The 14,971-nt window shown below is 67.1% G+C and carries 9 protein-coding genes; 8 read left to right on the top strand and 1 reads right to left on the bottom strand.

What is annotated here, in order from left to right; translation table 11 throughout:
- Window positions 1-113: 113 nt before the first annotated feature.
- Entirely contained in the window at window positions 114-671 is a 558-nt protein-coding gene (locus tag ACPXB1_RS03335) for a DUF4352 domain-containing protein (RefSeq protein ID WP_425734783.1), read from the bottom strand.
- 102 nt (window positions 672-773) lie between these two features.
- Between ACPXB1_RS03335 and ACPXB1_RS03330 the strand changes: the two genes are divergently transcribed.
- The 8 genes from ACPXB1_RS03330 to ACPXB1_RS03295 all read left to right on the top strand — a co-directional run bounded on the left by ACPXB1_RS03330 (window position 774) and on the right by ACPXB1_RS03295 (window position 14,677).
- The gene (locus tag ACPXB1_RS03330) at window positions 774-2,681 is read left to right on the top strand and encodes an N-6 DNA methylase (protein WP_425734782.1); all 1,908 of its coding nucleotides are present in this window, start codon (window positions 774-776) and stop codon (window positions 2,679-2,681) included.
- Between the two features lie 197 nt (window positions 2,682-2,878).
- A complete protein-coding gene (locus tag ACPXB1_RS03325) occupies window positions 2,879-3,298 on the top strand; it encodes a YbaB/EbfC family nucleoid-associated protein (RefSeq protein WP_425734781.1) in 420 nt (139 codons plus the stop codon).
- Entirely contained in the window at window positions 3,288-3,620 is a 333-nt protein-coding gene (locus ACPXB1_RS03320) for a type VII secretion target (protein WP_425734780.1), read from the top strand. Before ACPXB1_RS03325 ends, ACPXB1_RS03320 begins: the two co-directional genes overlap by 11 nt.
- Window positions 3,617-4,996 carry a WXG100 family type VII secretion target gene (locus ACPXB1_RS03315; RefSeq protein ID WP_425734779.1) on the top strand — a complete coding sequence of 460 codons (1,380 nt, stop codon included), beginning with the start codon at window positions 3,617-3,619 and terminating at the stop codon, window positions 4,994-4,996. The genes ACPXB1_RS03320 and ACPXB1_RS03315 overlap by 4 nt, the downstream gene beginning before the upstream one ends.
- The gene (locus ACPXB1_RS03310; protein WP_425734778.1) at window positions 4,996-5,406 is read left to right on the top strand and encodes a hypothetical protein; all 411 of its coding nucleotides are present in this window, start codon (window positions 4,996-4,998) and stop codon (window positions 5,404-5,406) included. Before ACPXB1_RS03315 ends, ACPXB1_RS03310 begins: the two co-directional genes overlap by 1 nt.
- A gap of 346 nt (window positions 5,407-5,752) precedes the next feature.
- Window positions 5,753-6,814: a serine/threonine-protein kinase gene (locus tag ACPXB1_RS03305; RefSeq protein ID WP_425734777.1), complete on the top strand. Its 1,062-nt coding sequence runs from the start codon at window positions 5,753-5,755 to the stop codon at window positions 6,812-6,814.
- 13 nt (window positions 6,815-6,827) lie between these two features.
- A complete protein-coding gene (locus ACPXB1_RS03300) occupies window positions 6,828-9,629 on the top strand; it encodes a helicase-related protein (protein WP_425734776.1) in 2,802 nt (933 codons plus the stop codon).
- Window positions 9,626-14,677 (top strand): Eco57I restriction-modification methylase domain-containing protein, encoded by a 5,052-nt coding sequence (locus ACPXB1_RS03295; protein WP_425734775.1) that lies wholly within the window; start codon window positions 9,626-9,628, stop codon window positions 14,675-14,677. Before ACPXB1_RS03300 ends, ACPXB1_RS03295 begins: the two co-directional genes overlap by 4 nt.
- The last annotated feature ends 294 nt before the right edge of the window (window positions 14,678-14,971 follow it).

Raw genomic sequence — 14,971 nt, 5'->3', positions numbered from 1 at the left:
CTCAACGGCGAGTGGATGCCGGTCGGTAATGGTGCGCCCGGTGTGAACAGTCCTGCTGTGAACAGCCGGGGCGGGCGTTAGTTGCCCGCCCCGGGTCGGGCCGCGGGAAGTGATCAGCCGAGGGTGACGTCGACGCCGCCGGAGAACGGCGAGTCGTGCAGCTCGAGCTTGGTGAGCTTGACGTTCTTCGGGATGTCGAAGACGACGACGCCGTTGACCTGGTTGCCGGGGTTGATGTCGTTGAGGAACGTCTCGGCGTTCTTGTTGGCGTATATCGCCGCACCGGTGTCGGCGGAGTACTCGGTGCCGTCGGCCGCGTACGCCTTCTGGCTGCTGCCGTCGAACATCTGCGCTTCCTTGCCGATGTTCTTGACGTTGACCGTGACCAGGCAGAACTGGCCCTGCGCCTTCTGGCCGAGCATGTCGCTGCCGACCTTGCTCACACCGCACTTCGACGACTTGACAGTGAACTCGAACTTGCCGTCGAGGGCCGGCTGGCCGATCTTCGCGGTCTTCGGCTTGTCCTCGGCCTTGGCGCCGCCTTCGGCGCCGGTGGAGCTGCTCGCCTTGTCGCCGCCGCTGGAGTCGCTCGCCGTGTCGGTGGCGCCAGAGCCGCAGCCCAGGGCGATGAGACCGGTGGCGATCAGAGCGAGAGTCGTGGTCTTGCGCATCGTTGTCCTCCTGTTGTGAACGTTGCGGCGTCAATAAGAGCATCGTCCGACAGCGGTGTCAACAGACAATCTCGTGCTTGACAGATGTGCGAGACTTTCGGGGTGCAGGAGAACCCGACCATCACGGCAGCGGAGATCGCCCGGCTCGCCGGCGTTGGTCGCGCCGCGGTTAGCAACTGGCGTAAGCGGCACTCCGACTTCCCCGCCCCGGTGGGCGGGACGACGGCGAGCCCCGAGTTCGACCTGATCCAGGTCGAGCAGTGGCTCCGCACCCAGGGCAAGCTCCCCGAGATGGCCACCGCCGACCGGCTCTGGCGGCACCTCGCCGCGGCCAGCGACACCCCGGCCGCCGGCCTCGCCGCCGTCGGCGCGTTCCTGCTGGCGCGCCAACGCGGCTCCCGGAGCGGCCACCCGGACGCCCAGGTCGCGCCCCTGCTGTCCGACGTTGACGCCCTCGCCGACGAGTTGGGCGCGCAGGGCGCGTTCGACGAGCTGTGGCAACGGTTCTCCGCGCCAGGACCAGGCCGCCCGTTCGCCACCCCCGACGACCTCGCCGACCTGATGATCGGGCTCGCCAACGTCGGCGGCGGCTCGGTGCTCGACCCCGCCACCGGGTCCGGTGCCATCCTGCGCGCCGCCGTCCGCGCCGGCAGCACCGCCGTCTACGGGCAGGAACTCGACCAGGACCTGGCCAAACTCGCCGGCCTGTGGCTGGCACTGCACGACGTACCCGGGGAGGTCTGCGCCGGCGACACCCTGCGCGCCGACGCCTTCGCCGGCCGCGCCGTCGACGCCGTCGTCTGCCACCCACCGTTCGGCGCGACCAACTGGGGTGACGAGGAACTGGGCCACGACCCCCGCTGGATCGTGGGTACCACACCCCGCACCGAACCCGAGCTGGCCTGGGCACAGCACGCCCTCGCGCACCTGCGGGTCGGCGGACACGCGGTTCTGCTGATGCCACCCACCGTCGCCAGCCGCCGCGCCGGCAAACGGATCCGCGGCGAGCTACTGCGCCGCGGCCACCTGCGCGCCGTCATCGCGCTCCCACCGGGTGTGGCGGCGCCGCACGGCGTACCCCTGCATCTGTGGGTGCTGCGACGCGCCGCGACGGACGCGCCGCCACCGGCGCGGGCGCTGTTGATCGACGCCGCAGGCGGCGACCTGACCGACACCGCGCCGCGTGTGCTGGCCGCGTGGCGGGCCTTCGCGGCGGCCCCGGACGGCGACGTGGAGGAGGCCGGGTTCGCCCGCGCGGTCCCCGTCATCGAGCTGCTCGACGAGGAGGTCGACCTCACCCCCGCGCGCCGGCAACCCGCCGTCGTGGGCGAGGCTTCTGGCGAGCATCTGGTACGCACCAGAGAGCGGCTGGCCGCCATCGTGGGCGAGCTGCCAGCGCTGCTGCCGCACGTCACGCCCGCGCCCAGCGGGCCGGAGGGCTCATTCCTCACCGTGGGGGAGCTGGCGAAGACCGGCGCGCTTCAACTGATCGGCCCGGTCCGCGCCGGCACGTCGACACCCGCCCCTGACGGGCCTTCGGTGCTCACCGTGCAGGACGTGCTCGCCGGAGTGGAGGCCTCCGGGCGGGTGGACGACCGGATCGGGCAGGAGATTCCCCTCGCCGTGGGGGACGTGGTGGTGCCGATGATCGCGCGGCAGCTCACCGCCCGGGTGGTGACCGCCGAAGGAGCGCTGTTGGGGCGCAACCTGTACCTGCTGCGGCCAAATCCGACGGCGTTGGATCCGTGGTTCCTGGCCGGTCAGCTCCGCACGTCCGCCAACGAGAAGCAGTCGTCGAGCCTGTCGGGCACTATGCGGTTCGACATCCGGCGGGCGCAGGTGCGGCGGCTGCCGCTCGACGAGCAGCAGGCGTACGGTGCGGCGTTCCGGCGGCTGGAGGCGTTCGAGGCGGCAGTGCGGGAGACGATGGCGCTGGGGGCCGAGCTGATACAGCTCACCGCTGACGGTTTGGCGCGGGGAGCCGTGTTGCCAGACGGTGACAGCCGATAGGGCTCCGCCTCTGCTGCGCACCGCGCGTCATGCGTGATCCCGGTGTTCTAAGTCGTCGTTCGGCATCTCTGATTGATCCCCCAGCCCTGCCCGGATAACTGCGGGGCGCCGTCGACCGCGATCTTGGTGCACAGTAGAGGGCTCGGCGTCCGTCGAACGATCGCGGTCCGAGATGCGTAACGGGGGAGGTTACGAGAGTGCTGGGTCGAGATCCGGACGCGGCACAGGAATTGCTGCATTCCTGGACAGCCGAGCTGTCAACACGAGCCCAGGCCGCCGCTGAGCTGTCGGAGCGGGTCGCGACCATCACGGCGTCGGCGGTCGGCGCGGACGGTGCGGTGCGCGTGACGGTCGCCGCCTCGGGGGCGGTGACGGACCTCCAGTTGGACAACCGCGTCCAGCGGATAACCGGCTCCGAACTTGCCCGAACCATCATGACCACGATTGCCCGTGCACAGGCCGGGTTGATCGAGCAGGTGAGCATTGCGGTGCACGACACCGTGGGCACCGACTCGGAGACCGGGCGGGCAGTCACCGACACCTTCGCCAGGCGGTTCCCCAAACCCGCTGATGAGCAGCCTGATCGGTGGGAGCGGGACGCCAGAAATGGCTGGTGACGCTGAGATGCACATGTCGGTGGCGGCGGTGATTCGGCACGCCGCGACCGTCGACGACACCGCCGACAAGATGGAAACCGCTCGTGGGGCGGCAGCGTATGTGCAGATGGGCGCGGAGGCGTACGGGCAGGTTTGTGGGTTTCTGCCTCGGTTGATCGCCCCGGTGGCGGACAAGGCGGTGGCAGCGCTGGGAGAGTCCGCTACGGCACTGCGTGAGGCGGCAGCCAACCTGCGGGCGGCTGCTGCCGCGACCGAAGCGACAGACGCGGGGAACGCGCGACGACTCTCCGGCAGCGCAGGCCGGCTGGAGTTGCCGTTGTGACTGACGTGGTGGCCAACCCACTCGTGGCAGCGCGGCACGATTCAACCCGGTGGTACACCGGCCTCGGGTTGGTCGAGGACGTCGCCGACACTGTGTCGGGTATCGAGTCGGGCAGCTGGATCGACTCCACGATCGGTGGTGTCGCCACGTCGATGGACGCGCTGGCCACGGTGCTGGACCCGCTCGGCTCGTTGGTCAGCTGGGGTGTCGGCTGGTTACTCGAACACGTCAAGCCGCTGTCGGACGCGCTGGACTGGCTGGCCGGCGACCCAGACCAAATCCACGCGTACGCGTCGACCTGGCGCAACGTTGCGAAGCAGAGCACCGATGCGGTGGCTGACTTGCAGGCGGCGACCTCATCGCAGCTCGCCGAGTGGGCTGGCGCATCGGCGCAGGCCTACCGGGCGCACATGTCGGGCCAGGTACGGGCGATGGAGGGCATCGCGCGGGCTGCCGGCGGCATCGCTTCTCTGGTGGAGGGTGCCGGGCTGCTGGTGGCGCTGGTCCGCGAGTTGGTTCGGGACCTGATCGCGGACTTCGTGTCGGTGTTGGCGGTCAGGCTGCCACTCTGGCTGGCCGAGGCGGGCGCAACACTGGGCGTGGCGACGCCGCTGGTGATCTCCCAGGTGAGCAGTCTGGTGGCCAAGTGGGCGGCGCGAATCGGCAAGCTGATCAGCGCGCTGATCAGCAGTCTGCGTCGGCTGACACCACTGCTCCGGCGCTTGGGCGACCTGATCGACGACCTGAATGAACTGTTGCGGCGAGCGGCCCGCGCCGACCCGGTCAACCCGGCGACCGGCCCCACCTCCAGGCGTTCTGACACCTGGGGAGAGCCAGACCTGGATTCGATGGGGCGTCGGTCGGACTGGGAGGATCCTTCAGCACATCCGCAGACACCGCCGCCGTCGGACGCGCACCTCCCTGCTGGCGATCCCGTCTACCACCGCCCGAACAGCACCGCCATCGGCTACGACAGCGCCACGATGCGCAACTTCGACTCCGTGGCGCCGATCCCCGGCCATCACGACGTGGTCGTGCACGGCCTACCCGATGGTCTGTTCCGGCCTGGCCTCGTGGGCGCTGACGGTGCCGACCACCCCGCGAACCTCACCCACCCACAGCAGATCGCCGACGCCGTTCGCGCCAACCCGCACTACGACGGTGGCCCGGTGCGACTGGTGTCCTGTCACACGGGTGCCGTTGCTCCCGATGTCGCCGTGCCACCAGCGGCGCAACAGGTCGCCGACGCCCTCGGGGTGCCGGTTACGGCACCGACGGACGCTGTCGGTGTCGACAGGTATGGTCCCGTGGGGCAGACCCCGATGATCCGGGGCGGCGGGGAGTGGAAGATCTTCTATCCGAACGGTGGGCGTTGATGAGCGGCGGTCAGCTGAAGGCGGCGGGGATGTTCCGTGAATTCGGACCGGTCCGCTCCGTCGAGCCGCAGCAGAGCATCTTCGACAGCGTCATCGACGAGGAGTTGCCCGATGCCGCCCAGGTGGTCACCTATCTCAATTCGGGTCATGTCCTCATCGACGTGATGGACGTCGCCGACGACGCCTTCGACTCGACCCGGCAGGTGATGAACGGCCCTACCGTCCTGACCGACGGTGACTGGCTGTGGCGGAAGGACCTCGCTTACTACGTGCGGCGTCATCGCATCGCAGTGCCCGAGGACTTCCTCGCACTAATCCGCGCACGTAACTACGTCGTCCCCTCCCGGGGCGTGCCGGAGCTGACGGATTGTTCGCGGCAGGCACGCGAGTTGATGTTCTGGAACAGCTGACGAGCTGCCGCGCCCTGCGGGTCGTACGAGACCATGCCGTGCCCGGGTGCCGGCGTTACGCGCCATTCGTCGTCAGAAATCGGACAGCGGCGCAGCCTCTCACCGAAATAAGGGAAAAGTTGCGGCCAGGAGCGCGTCCAGCTGCGCGGGCCCGTCACCAGGGACGGAGACCTCACGGGCCGAGTCAGGCATCGAGGCACAGAAGTATGGATTCAATAGCCGTGCCGGAACCCGCCAGTCGGACACTTCCTCGTTGAAAGTCTAACGTTGTACGGTCATGCGTCCGCCAAGCGTCGAGCTGATAGGCAGACAAGCAGCTTGGGTGGTGTCATCGTGAGGGGGACGTATGACGCTGGGCAGAATTGGCGGCTACGAGTTGGTCAGGCCGCTCGGCTCAGGTGGCATGGGCGACGTGTTCTTCGCGGTGTCGCCGACCGCCGAGCGGGTCGCCGTCAAGGTGATCAAGCGGCACCTCATCGAGGCGCCGACGGTGCGCGAGCGGTTCGCCGCCGAGGTCGACAGCCTCAAGCTCGTCTTCGGCTCGCGGGTGGCCCGTCTGGAGGACGCCGACCCGTACGCGAATCCGGCCTGGCTTGCCGTTGAGTATGTCCCCGGCGCCACGCTGCGTCAGCACGTCGACGCGCGGGGGCCACTTCCGCTTCCGCTGGCCGCAATGGCCGGGGCGATGCTCGCCGAAGGTCTCGCCAAGGTGCACCAGGTCAAGCTTTTGCACCGTGACCTCAAGCCGCAGAACATCATCCTCGGCCCCGACGGACCCAAGCTGATCGATTTCGGGCTGGCGGTGCTGATCGAGCGGGACGACTACCTGACCGAGCCCGGCGCGATGGTCGGCACTCCCGCCTACATGTCGCCCGAGCAGGTCAAGGGCAAACGGGAACTCACGCCTGCTGTCGACATCTATGCGCTCGCCGCGACGCTGGTCTTCGCTCTCACCGGCCACGGGCTCTACCCCCAGTCCAACTCCTGGAATCTGCTCCTGCGCATCAGCGAGCCGAGCGACCTTCCCGACCTGTCCGGCGTGCCCGCCGAGCTGGTGCAGTTGCTCGGCACGATGCTCGCCTTCGACCCCACGGCCCGACCCGGACTGACCGACGTACGGGGCTGGCTGCTTGCGGTTGCTACGGCTGCCAGCGGCAAGAGCGTCCACGCCCTGCGGCAGGAGGTGGCGGCGCTCACCTACGACGGGGACACCGAGTTGCTGGTCCCGCCGGACCTGGAGGATCCGCGGCAGGACCCGGAGAGCACGCCGGTCATCGAGCCGGACACGGTCCCGGTGCCGCAGACGGCACCCACGAAGGTCGACGGCAAACGGCCCAGGGCGCGAGCCGATGTGACGTGGCTCGTCGACAAGATGCGCCGCCAGTACGCCCGCCGCTCCACCCTGTAGGAAGGCACCACCGATGACCACCACCCAGGCCGCGACCTTCGCTCCGGGCTCCCGCATCGTCGTTCGCGACGAGGAATGGTTGATCCGCAGCGTCAAGACCGGCACCGCGGACGGCACGATGGTGAAGGCGGTAGGCGTATCCGAGTTCGTGCAGGACGTCGAGGCGACCTTCTTTACCAAGCTTGAAGACATCACGCCGCTGGTGCCTGAGGAGACGGAACTCGTCCAGGACACCTCGTCGCGGTTCCGGCAGAGCCGCCTCTTCCTGGAGGCCGTGCTACGGCGTACTCCACTGCCACGCACGGAGCGCGGGTTGGCCCTCGCAGACCGGTTCCTCCTCGATCCGCTGACCTACCAGCAGCGGCCCGTAGAGCTGGCCCTGTCCGGGTTGCGGCCGCGGATCCTGCTCGCCGACGTCGTCGGCCTGGGCAAGACCCTGGAGATCGGGCTGATCCTGGCCGAGCTGATCCGTCGGGGCCGAGGTGACCGCATTCTGGTGGTCTCGCCGCAGCAGGTCCTCGAACAGTTCCAGCGCGAACTCTGGACCAGGTTCGCGATCCCGTTGGTCCGGCTCGACTCGACGGGCATTCAGCGCATCCAGCAGGAGATCCCCGCCGGGCGTAACCCGTTCACCTACTTCAAGCGGGCCATCATCTCGGTCGACACCCTGAAGGACGCCGGCCAGTTCGGCCATCACCTCGACGCCACGACCTGGGATGCCGTCGTCATCGACGAGTCGCACAACCTGATCAACAAGGGCACCCAGCGCAACGAGCTGGCCCGCCGCCTGGCAGCGAAGACCGACGCGTTGCTGCTGGCCAGCGCCACCCCGCACAACGGCGACAAGGAGTCCTTCGCGCAGCTGATCTCGCTGCTCGACCCGGCGGCGATCGCCAACGAGAAGGACTACCAGGCCAGCGACATCGCGCACCTATACCTGCGTCGCACGAAGATCAGCCCGGAGGTACGCGACCAGATCGGCGACCGCTGGGCCGACCGCGGCCCGTCTGAGGCCCTGCACTGCACGGCGACTCCGATCGAGGAGCAGATCTTCGACGAGCTGACCGACGTGTGGCTGGCTGGCAAATGGACCGACGAAGCGATCACCGGGCAGCACCGGCTCTTCCCGTACACCCTGTTGAAGTCGTTTCTGTCCTCGCACCGTGCGCTGCACGAGACGGTGACCAACCGGCGCAAGAAGGCCACCGGCACCGAGCGGGTGGCCCTGGACCGGCTCGCGGAGTTGACCTCCGCGATGACCGACAGCGATTCCAGCAAGCTCAAGGGGCTGGTCGACGAGCTGAGGAAGATCGGCATCGGCAAGAACAGCGCAACCCGGGCCGTGGTCTTCTCCGAGCGGGTGCCGACCATCAAGTGGCTCGCCGAGGTCGTCCCCGGGCTGCTCGGCCTCAAGCCGAACGCGATCCGGGTGCTGCACGGCGGGGTGGCCGACAAGGACGAGCAGACGATTCTCCAGGAGTTCGAGCTGGCCGGCAGTGACGTCCGGCTGCTCTTCACCGGCGACGTCGCCTCCGAGGGCGTCAACCTGCACCAGCAGTGCCACCACCTGATCCACTACGACATCCCGTGGAGCCTGATCCGCATCGAGCAGCGCAACGGCCGCATCGACCGCTACGGGCAGAAGCACCAGCCGCAGTTCCGCGCGCTCATCCTCACCTCCGACCGGGAGGACGCCAAGGACGACCGGACGGTCGCCGAGAAGCTGCTCAACCGGGAGGAGACCGCCCACCGCAGCCTCGGCAGCGTCGAGGCTGTGACGGGCCAGTACGACGCCAAGGCCGAGGAGGACCGGCTGGTCCGGGACCTGCTCGCCGGCAAGTCGGTGGACGAGTCCTACGAGGCCGCCTACGCCGAGGTGGACGTGATGGCCGACCTCTTCGGCGACGTCGGCACCGCACCGGTCACGGATGATGTGCCGCGCGCTCGGGTGCCGAAGCTCTTCGGTTCCACGCAGGACTTCGTCGACGCCGCTCTCTACGAGATCTACGAGGATCGGCCCGAGGATCACATCGACCTGCGCCGCGAGGACGAGCTGCTGACCTTCCTCGCCCCCGACGACCTGGTGCACCGGCTCACCGACCTGCCCCGCACGTATCTGCGGGCCCACCGGGAGGGCGAGGACCTGCGACTCAAGGTCACCTTCGACCGCGCTCTCGCCCAGCGCAAGCTCGACCAGGCCCGGCAGAGCAAGACCCCGATGTGGCCCGACATCGCCTTCCTCAGTGACGTGCACCCGATGGTCGACTGGCTGGTCGACAAGGTGCTGATCCGGCTCGGCCGCCAGCAGGCCCCGGTGCTCACCGCCGACGTGGCCGCGCCGACGTTCCTGATCCAGGGCGTCTACGCCAACCGTCTCGGCCAACCCACGGTCGTCCAGTGGATGGCCGTCTCCGACCTGCCCGCGTCGCCGACGATCCGACCCATGGACGAGGTGCTGCGGGAGGCCAACGTCGGCCCGGCCATGGTCAACCGCGCCGAGGCCATCGCGATCGACCCGCTGAAGGCGCTGCTGCCGAGGGCTGTCGCGGTTGCCCGGCAGTATCTGGAGGGCAAGCGCGCGGAGTGGGCCGAGGCCAACGCCGAGCCGCTGCGCAAATATCGCGAGCAGCTGAGCGCCTTCCAACAGGCGAGCCTCTTCGATGAGCTGCCCGGCGCGCATCGGGAAAAGCGACGCCAACGCGTCGACGCCACCGTCCAGGAGCAGCACGACCTGCTCGACCGCTTGGAAACCGACGGCGACCCGCTGCTGCGGGTGCTCGCCGTCCTCGTACCGTCGCAGGAGAGTGCCGCATGAGTTTCGAGTCGCTGACCAACCGCGGCGAGTATCTCTCCGCGCACTACCTCGCCGAGATCCTGCCCACCACCCTCAAGGGCGGTCTGCTCAAGCAGTGGACGGAGCAGGAGAAGGCCAACCGGGTCACGCCGCGCGCCGGGCTGCGCGGCATGCGCCGGCAGTACTTCGACGCCAAGACCGAGCTGACCGACGTCGACTTCTTCGACCCCGAGCGGCTGCGCAAGCAGCACCAGGACGTGCTGCGGGCGCTCGGGTTCGACCCGCAGCCGCAGACCATCACCGTCGAGCGGGCCGGCCAGGAGTACGAGGTCAGCGTCGCCCACGCCGAGCTGACCACCGCGCACGGCATCGTCGCGTTGGACTGCGGTTGGGCCGTCGACACCGAGGCAGCACAGGACCCGGACGACGCCGGCCGCCTGCTCGACCCGCTCACCCTGTCGAGCACCGAGACCATCGAGACGGGCGCCAAGCTCGCCTCGCTGCTCTTCGCCGCCGACACCCCGAAGCCCCGCTACGTGCTGATCCTCAGCGGTGGCGTGATCACCCTCGCCGACCGCACCGTCTGGGGTGAGGGCCGCTACCTGGCCGTCAGCCTCGACACCGCGTACGCCCGCAACGACGACAAGGAACTCGACGTCGTCGCCGCGCTCTTCGGCGCCGACTCGCTGCGCCCACCCGCCGAAGGCGGCACCGAACCCCTCGCCGACCTGGTCGCCGGCTCCCGCCAACACGCCATCGGTGTCTCCAGCGAACTCCGCGAGGGCCTGAAGGTCTCCGTCGAACTCATCGCCAACGAGGTCCTGGACCAGATTCGGCGGGCCGGCTACCAACCGCAGCAGGTGATGGACCTCGACGAGTTGGCCAAGGAGCTGGGCCGGGAGTCGCTGCGCTACCTCTACCGAATCCTGTTCCTGCTCTACGCCGAGGCCCGCCCCGAACTCGGCGTGCTGCCGGTCAACGACCCCCAGTACGCCGAGGGCTACAGCCTCGCCCGCCTCGGTGACCTCGTCTCCCGCCGCCTCGCCCCGTCCGCCGAGGACGGCACCCACCTGTACGAGTCGCTCGACCTGCTCTTCCGCATGGTCAACGAGGGGCACCGACCACGCGGCGGCGCGGACGTCGAGGAGAAGGCCAGCGAGGGGGAGGGTCTTCGCTTCGAGCCGATGCGCTCCGACCTGTTCCTGCCCGAGAAGACGAAGCTCATCGGTCGGCTGATCGCCGAGCCGGGCAGCGACGACATGGACGACGACGATGCCCCGAAGATCGACACCCGGCTGCGCAACAAGGTCCTCTACGAGGTGCTGCGCCGGCTGATGCTCACCAAGGGCGGCAAGAAGCGCCGCGGCGGCTTCATCTCGTACGCCCAGCTCGGCATCAACCAGCTCGGCGCGGTCTACGAGGGCCTGATGTCCTACACCGGGTTCGTCGCCACCGAGCAGCTCTACGAGGTCGCCAAGAACGGCGACCCGAAGGACGGCTCGTGGATGATCCCGGCCTCCAAGGTCGACGAGTACGACGACGGTGTCTTCGTCTACAAGGAGGACCCGTACACCGGCGTCCGTAGCCGGGTCAGCTACCAGCCCGGCCAGTTCGTCTACCGGCTCGCCGGCCGCGACCGGCAGACCAGCGCCTCCTACTACACCCCGCAGTCGTTGACCGAGGTCACCGTCCAGCTAGCGCTGAAGTACCGGCTCGACCAGGACGACACGGTCACCCCGGCCCGTGAGCTGCTGGACTGGACGATCTGCGAGCCGGCGCTCGGCTCCGGCGCGTTCCTCAACGAGGCGATCAACCAGGTCGCCGCCGAATATCTACGCCGCCGCCAGAAGGAACTCGACACCACCCTCGATCCCGAGGACTACCACCTCGAACTCCAGCGGGTGAAGGCGTACGTCGCGCTGCACAACAGCTACGGCGTCGACCTCAACCGCACGGCCGTCGAGCTGGCCGAGGTGTCGCTCTGGCTCAACGTCATGCACGCCGGCCTCCAGGCACCCTGGTTCGGCCTGCACCTGCAACGCGGTAACTCGCTCATCGGCGCCGGCCGCAAGACCTACGGCCCGAAGCAGCTCGCCGACAAGTCGTGGCTGACCACCGCGCCGAAGGAGCAGCCCTTCCGGGACGGGCCGATCGACGAAGGCACCATCCACCACTTCCTGCTCCCCGCCGACGGGTGGGGCGCGGTCGCGGGGGAGAAGGAGGCCCGCGAGCTGGCGCCGGAAGAGACCGCCCGTCTGAAAGCCTGGCGTACGGCGATGAAGCGGACGCCATCGGCCAAGGGGAAAAACTCGCAGGTCCAGCGCTTGCAGGCGCTCGCTCGGCGGGTCGAGTTCCTCTGGGGGCTGGTGCAGCAGCGCCTCGACATTTCCGAGCGGGAGATCCGCCGCGACATTCCTGTCTGGGGCGCTGAGGATCTGCCGCAGGTCACGGAGGCGGTGCCTCGGGAGGAAATCCTTGCCGACCTGACCGCGCCGGGCACGCCGTACTGGCGGCTCAAGACGCTGATGGACGTGTGGTGCGCGCTGTGGTTCTGGCCGCTGGACAAGGTCGGGCTGCTCGACGGCTCCGACCCGGCATACCCGGCCGCGCCCGTCCAGGTCTCACACATCAAGGACGAGCCGGCGTACGAGGAAGCGGTAGTCTACGAGACGCCGGACATCTTCGGGAACGTGCAGCCGCAGCAGATGAAGCTGCCGACCAAGCCGACCGGCGGCACCCGGCGGATGACGGTGGCGGAACAGCTCCGCCAGCAGGTGCCGCTGTCCAACTTGGACGACTGGCTGACCTTCGCAGAAGCGCTCATCGGCCGGAGCGACCTGGACGAGAGCACCGAGAGGTTCTACGGTCGGACGTTCACGAGCCTCAGCGAGATGAGCGACTTCGAGCGCAAGCTCGATGGCGTGATCGGCGTGGACTCGCCGTGGACGCTCTCCGATCGCTTCCCGTGGCTCCTCGCCGCCGACCAGATCGCCGAGCAGCAGGGCTTCTTCCAATGGGAACTCACCTTTGTTCAAGCATTCAACAAGGGTGGTTTTGACCTCCAAGTCGGCAACCCGCCCTGGGTGCGTCCTCGCAAAGACGAGGCTGGTGTTCTAGCGGAGGTCGAGCCTTGGTTTTCCCTCGTCGAGAAGCCTCCGGCGGTCGAGTGGCGTCGCCGGAGGACCGAGATGCTCGAAGCATCACGTACGTTGTGGTACGCGCTGACGGAGGCAGCTAGCCAGGTGGCGACTGCTGCTTTTCTTGGCTCGTCATCGGAGTACCCTCTACTTGCTGGAACGCAACCCAACCTCTACCGAGCCTTCATGATCGGATGTTGGAGATTCTCGGCTGTCGAGGGCGTTGCTGCCTTGGTGCACCCTGACAGTCATTTGGCCGGAACCAAAGAAGGTTCGCTCCGTAGGTCGACCTATCGACGTTTGCGGCTGCATGCACACTTCTCTAACCGTCGTCTACTTTTTCCCGAGATCGAATGGACGCGGCAGTTTGGCATCCATGTCTATGGCAGTGAGTCGGAGGTAGCGTTCACGAACGCGAGTTGGCTCTTCGATCCGGTCACTCTCACCGAATCATTTTCTCACAACGGTATCGGGGAGGTGCCCAGTATTCGCTTCGGTGGTGTCTGGGATAGGCGGCCCCATCGGTCGCGGTTGGTTAGTGTTGACCGGGGCGTGCTAAGCGAGTGGCAGAATATTAGTGGTATAGATGATGCCTCTTCTGTGGAAGAAGCTAAGCTACTGTATCCGGTGAGCTTGGAGGAGCAACGCGCGATTCGAGCGATCGCGAGGTTCAAGCATCGATTGAACTCGAGAAACCCGCAGATCACTCCTGGCCTCCATGAGGCGAACGATACGAAGGCTGGTTTGATTCGATGGGAAACGTTTGATCCCTCGGCATGGTCCGAGGTGATCTATCAGGGCCCTTTGTTTGGCATCGCGAACCCAATCGCGAAATGTCCACGAATTCCGTGCCGGCTGAACCGCGATTACGACCCGTGGGACTTGACTGCCATTGAGGCGGACCTCGTACCTCGAACTAACCTTCGAAGAGCGGCAGATGCCGCCGCCTTCCGGCAGGCGCAAGACGTTTGGCTGGACCATTCTAGGCTCGCCGCCCTGCGCCTGTCTGCAGCGGACAAGGATGTGGCTCGTGAAAAGCTGCTGGTAGTGCTTGGCCGGGAACCGAATCAAGACGAGATCGATCAGTATCTTATCCACAAGTCTCGAATTCCATATACGGAGTTCTTCAGAGTTGCGTGGCGCAGAATGATCCCTTTTGATACGGAGCGCAGCCTGTTTCCAGCGCTTCTGCCTCCTGGTCCCTCACACGTCAACACCGTCTACTCCATGGCTCTTCCAGATCGGCTGAATACCGTGCTGGTCGCAGGCTACTGGGCGGCGCTTCCAGTTGACTACTTGTTGAGGATCGCGGGAAGGTCGGACCTTCACGTAGCCGAGGCCAATGCGCTCCCTGTGCCCGAACCCGAGCATCCGCTTGCGCCGGCTTTGCTGTTGCGGACCCTCAGGCTGAACTGCCTCTCAAATGTGTACAGCGACCTTTGGGGTGATCTATATGATCCCCGTTGGAAGGTCTCTGAGAGGTGGACCGCCTCTGTGCCCGGTCAAGACGGGCTCGGAGAGATTGGTCCTAGTTGGACCTGGTCTACACCGCTCCGGAGCGACCGAGACCGACGCGCTGCCCTAGTGGAAATCGACGCCATTGTTGCCGTATGGCTCGGTATATCTGCGGATGAGCTGATCGCTATCTACAGATCGCGCTACCCGGTGCTTGCTGACTATGAAGACGCCATATTTTTTGATGCAGAGGGTAGGAGAATCGCGGCGAATTACCGCGTCTTCGGCATACGCCAAAAGAAGGAAAACTTCGAGGAGTTGACGGCGTACCTAGATGATCCGGAACGGAATTCGGTTCCGGACGGGTATACGGCGCCGTTTTACAAGGCAGATCGGGAGAACGAGTACCGGCAGGCGCATGCCGTGTTCAGTAAGCGGCTTCAGGATGCGGTCGACGCGGGCTGGCAGCCGTCATAGCCCGCTGCCCCCTTCCAGCCGAAGGAGCGCAGATGGCTCCGAGCAATCACCAGAAGCACCAGGCTGGGCGTCACCTTGCGGTGGCTGAGGCCCCTCTTGCACGGCCATTCGGCGAGCTTGCACGGTCAGCAGACCTTCGTGACGATCAACGGTATGACGGCGGCAGTGCAGGTCGCGCCGCGTAGGGCGGCTGGATGATCGCAGACGTCGACAGATTGAGCCATTTTCATCGTGGGTAGCGGGCCTCCTCGGCGGCTTGGAGGACGAGGATGGCCTGCACGATCGGGGTGGCAC

Source organism: Micromonospora sp. DT68, assembly GCF_049847245.1.
Lineage (GTDB): Bacteria > Actinomycetota > Actinomycetes > Mycobacteriales > Micromonosporaceae > Micromonospora > Micromonospora profundi.
Note: the sequence above shows the minus strand (reverse complement) of the source record. Positions and strands in the feature narration are given on the sequence as shown.

Bases quoted from the DNA above. Each gene is read 5' to 3' on its own strand.
- ACPXB1_RS03295 (WP_425734775.1), top strand. From the start codon at position 9,626: ATGAGTTTCGAGTCGCTGACCAACCGCGGCGAGTATCTCTCCGCGCAC.
- ACPXB1_RS03335 (WP_425734783.1), bottom strand. From the start codon at position 671: ATGCGCAAGACCACGACTCTCGCTCTGATCGCCACCGGTCTCATCGCC.
- ACPXB1_RS03300 (WP_425734776.1), top strand. From the start codon at position 6,828: ATGACCACCACCCAGGCCGCGACCTTCGCTCCGGGCTCCCGCATCGTC.
- ACPXB1_RS03310 (WP_425734778.1), top strand. From the start codon at position 4,996: ATGAGCGGCGGTCAGCTGAAGGCGGCGGGGATGTTCCGTGAATTCGGA.
- ACPXB1_RS03320 (WP_425734780.1), top strand. From the start codon at position 3,288: ATGGCTGGTGACGCTGAGATGCACATGTCGGTGGCGGCGGTGATTCGG.
- ACPXB1_RS03305 (WP_425734777.1), top strand. From the start codon at position 5,753: ATGACGCTGGGCAGAATTGGCGGCTACGAGTTGGTCAGGCCGCTCGGC.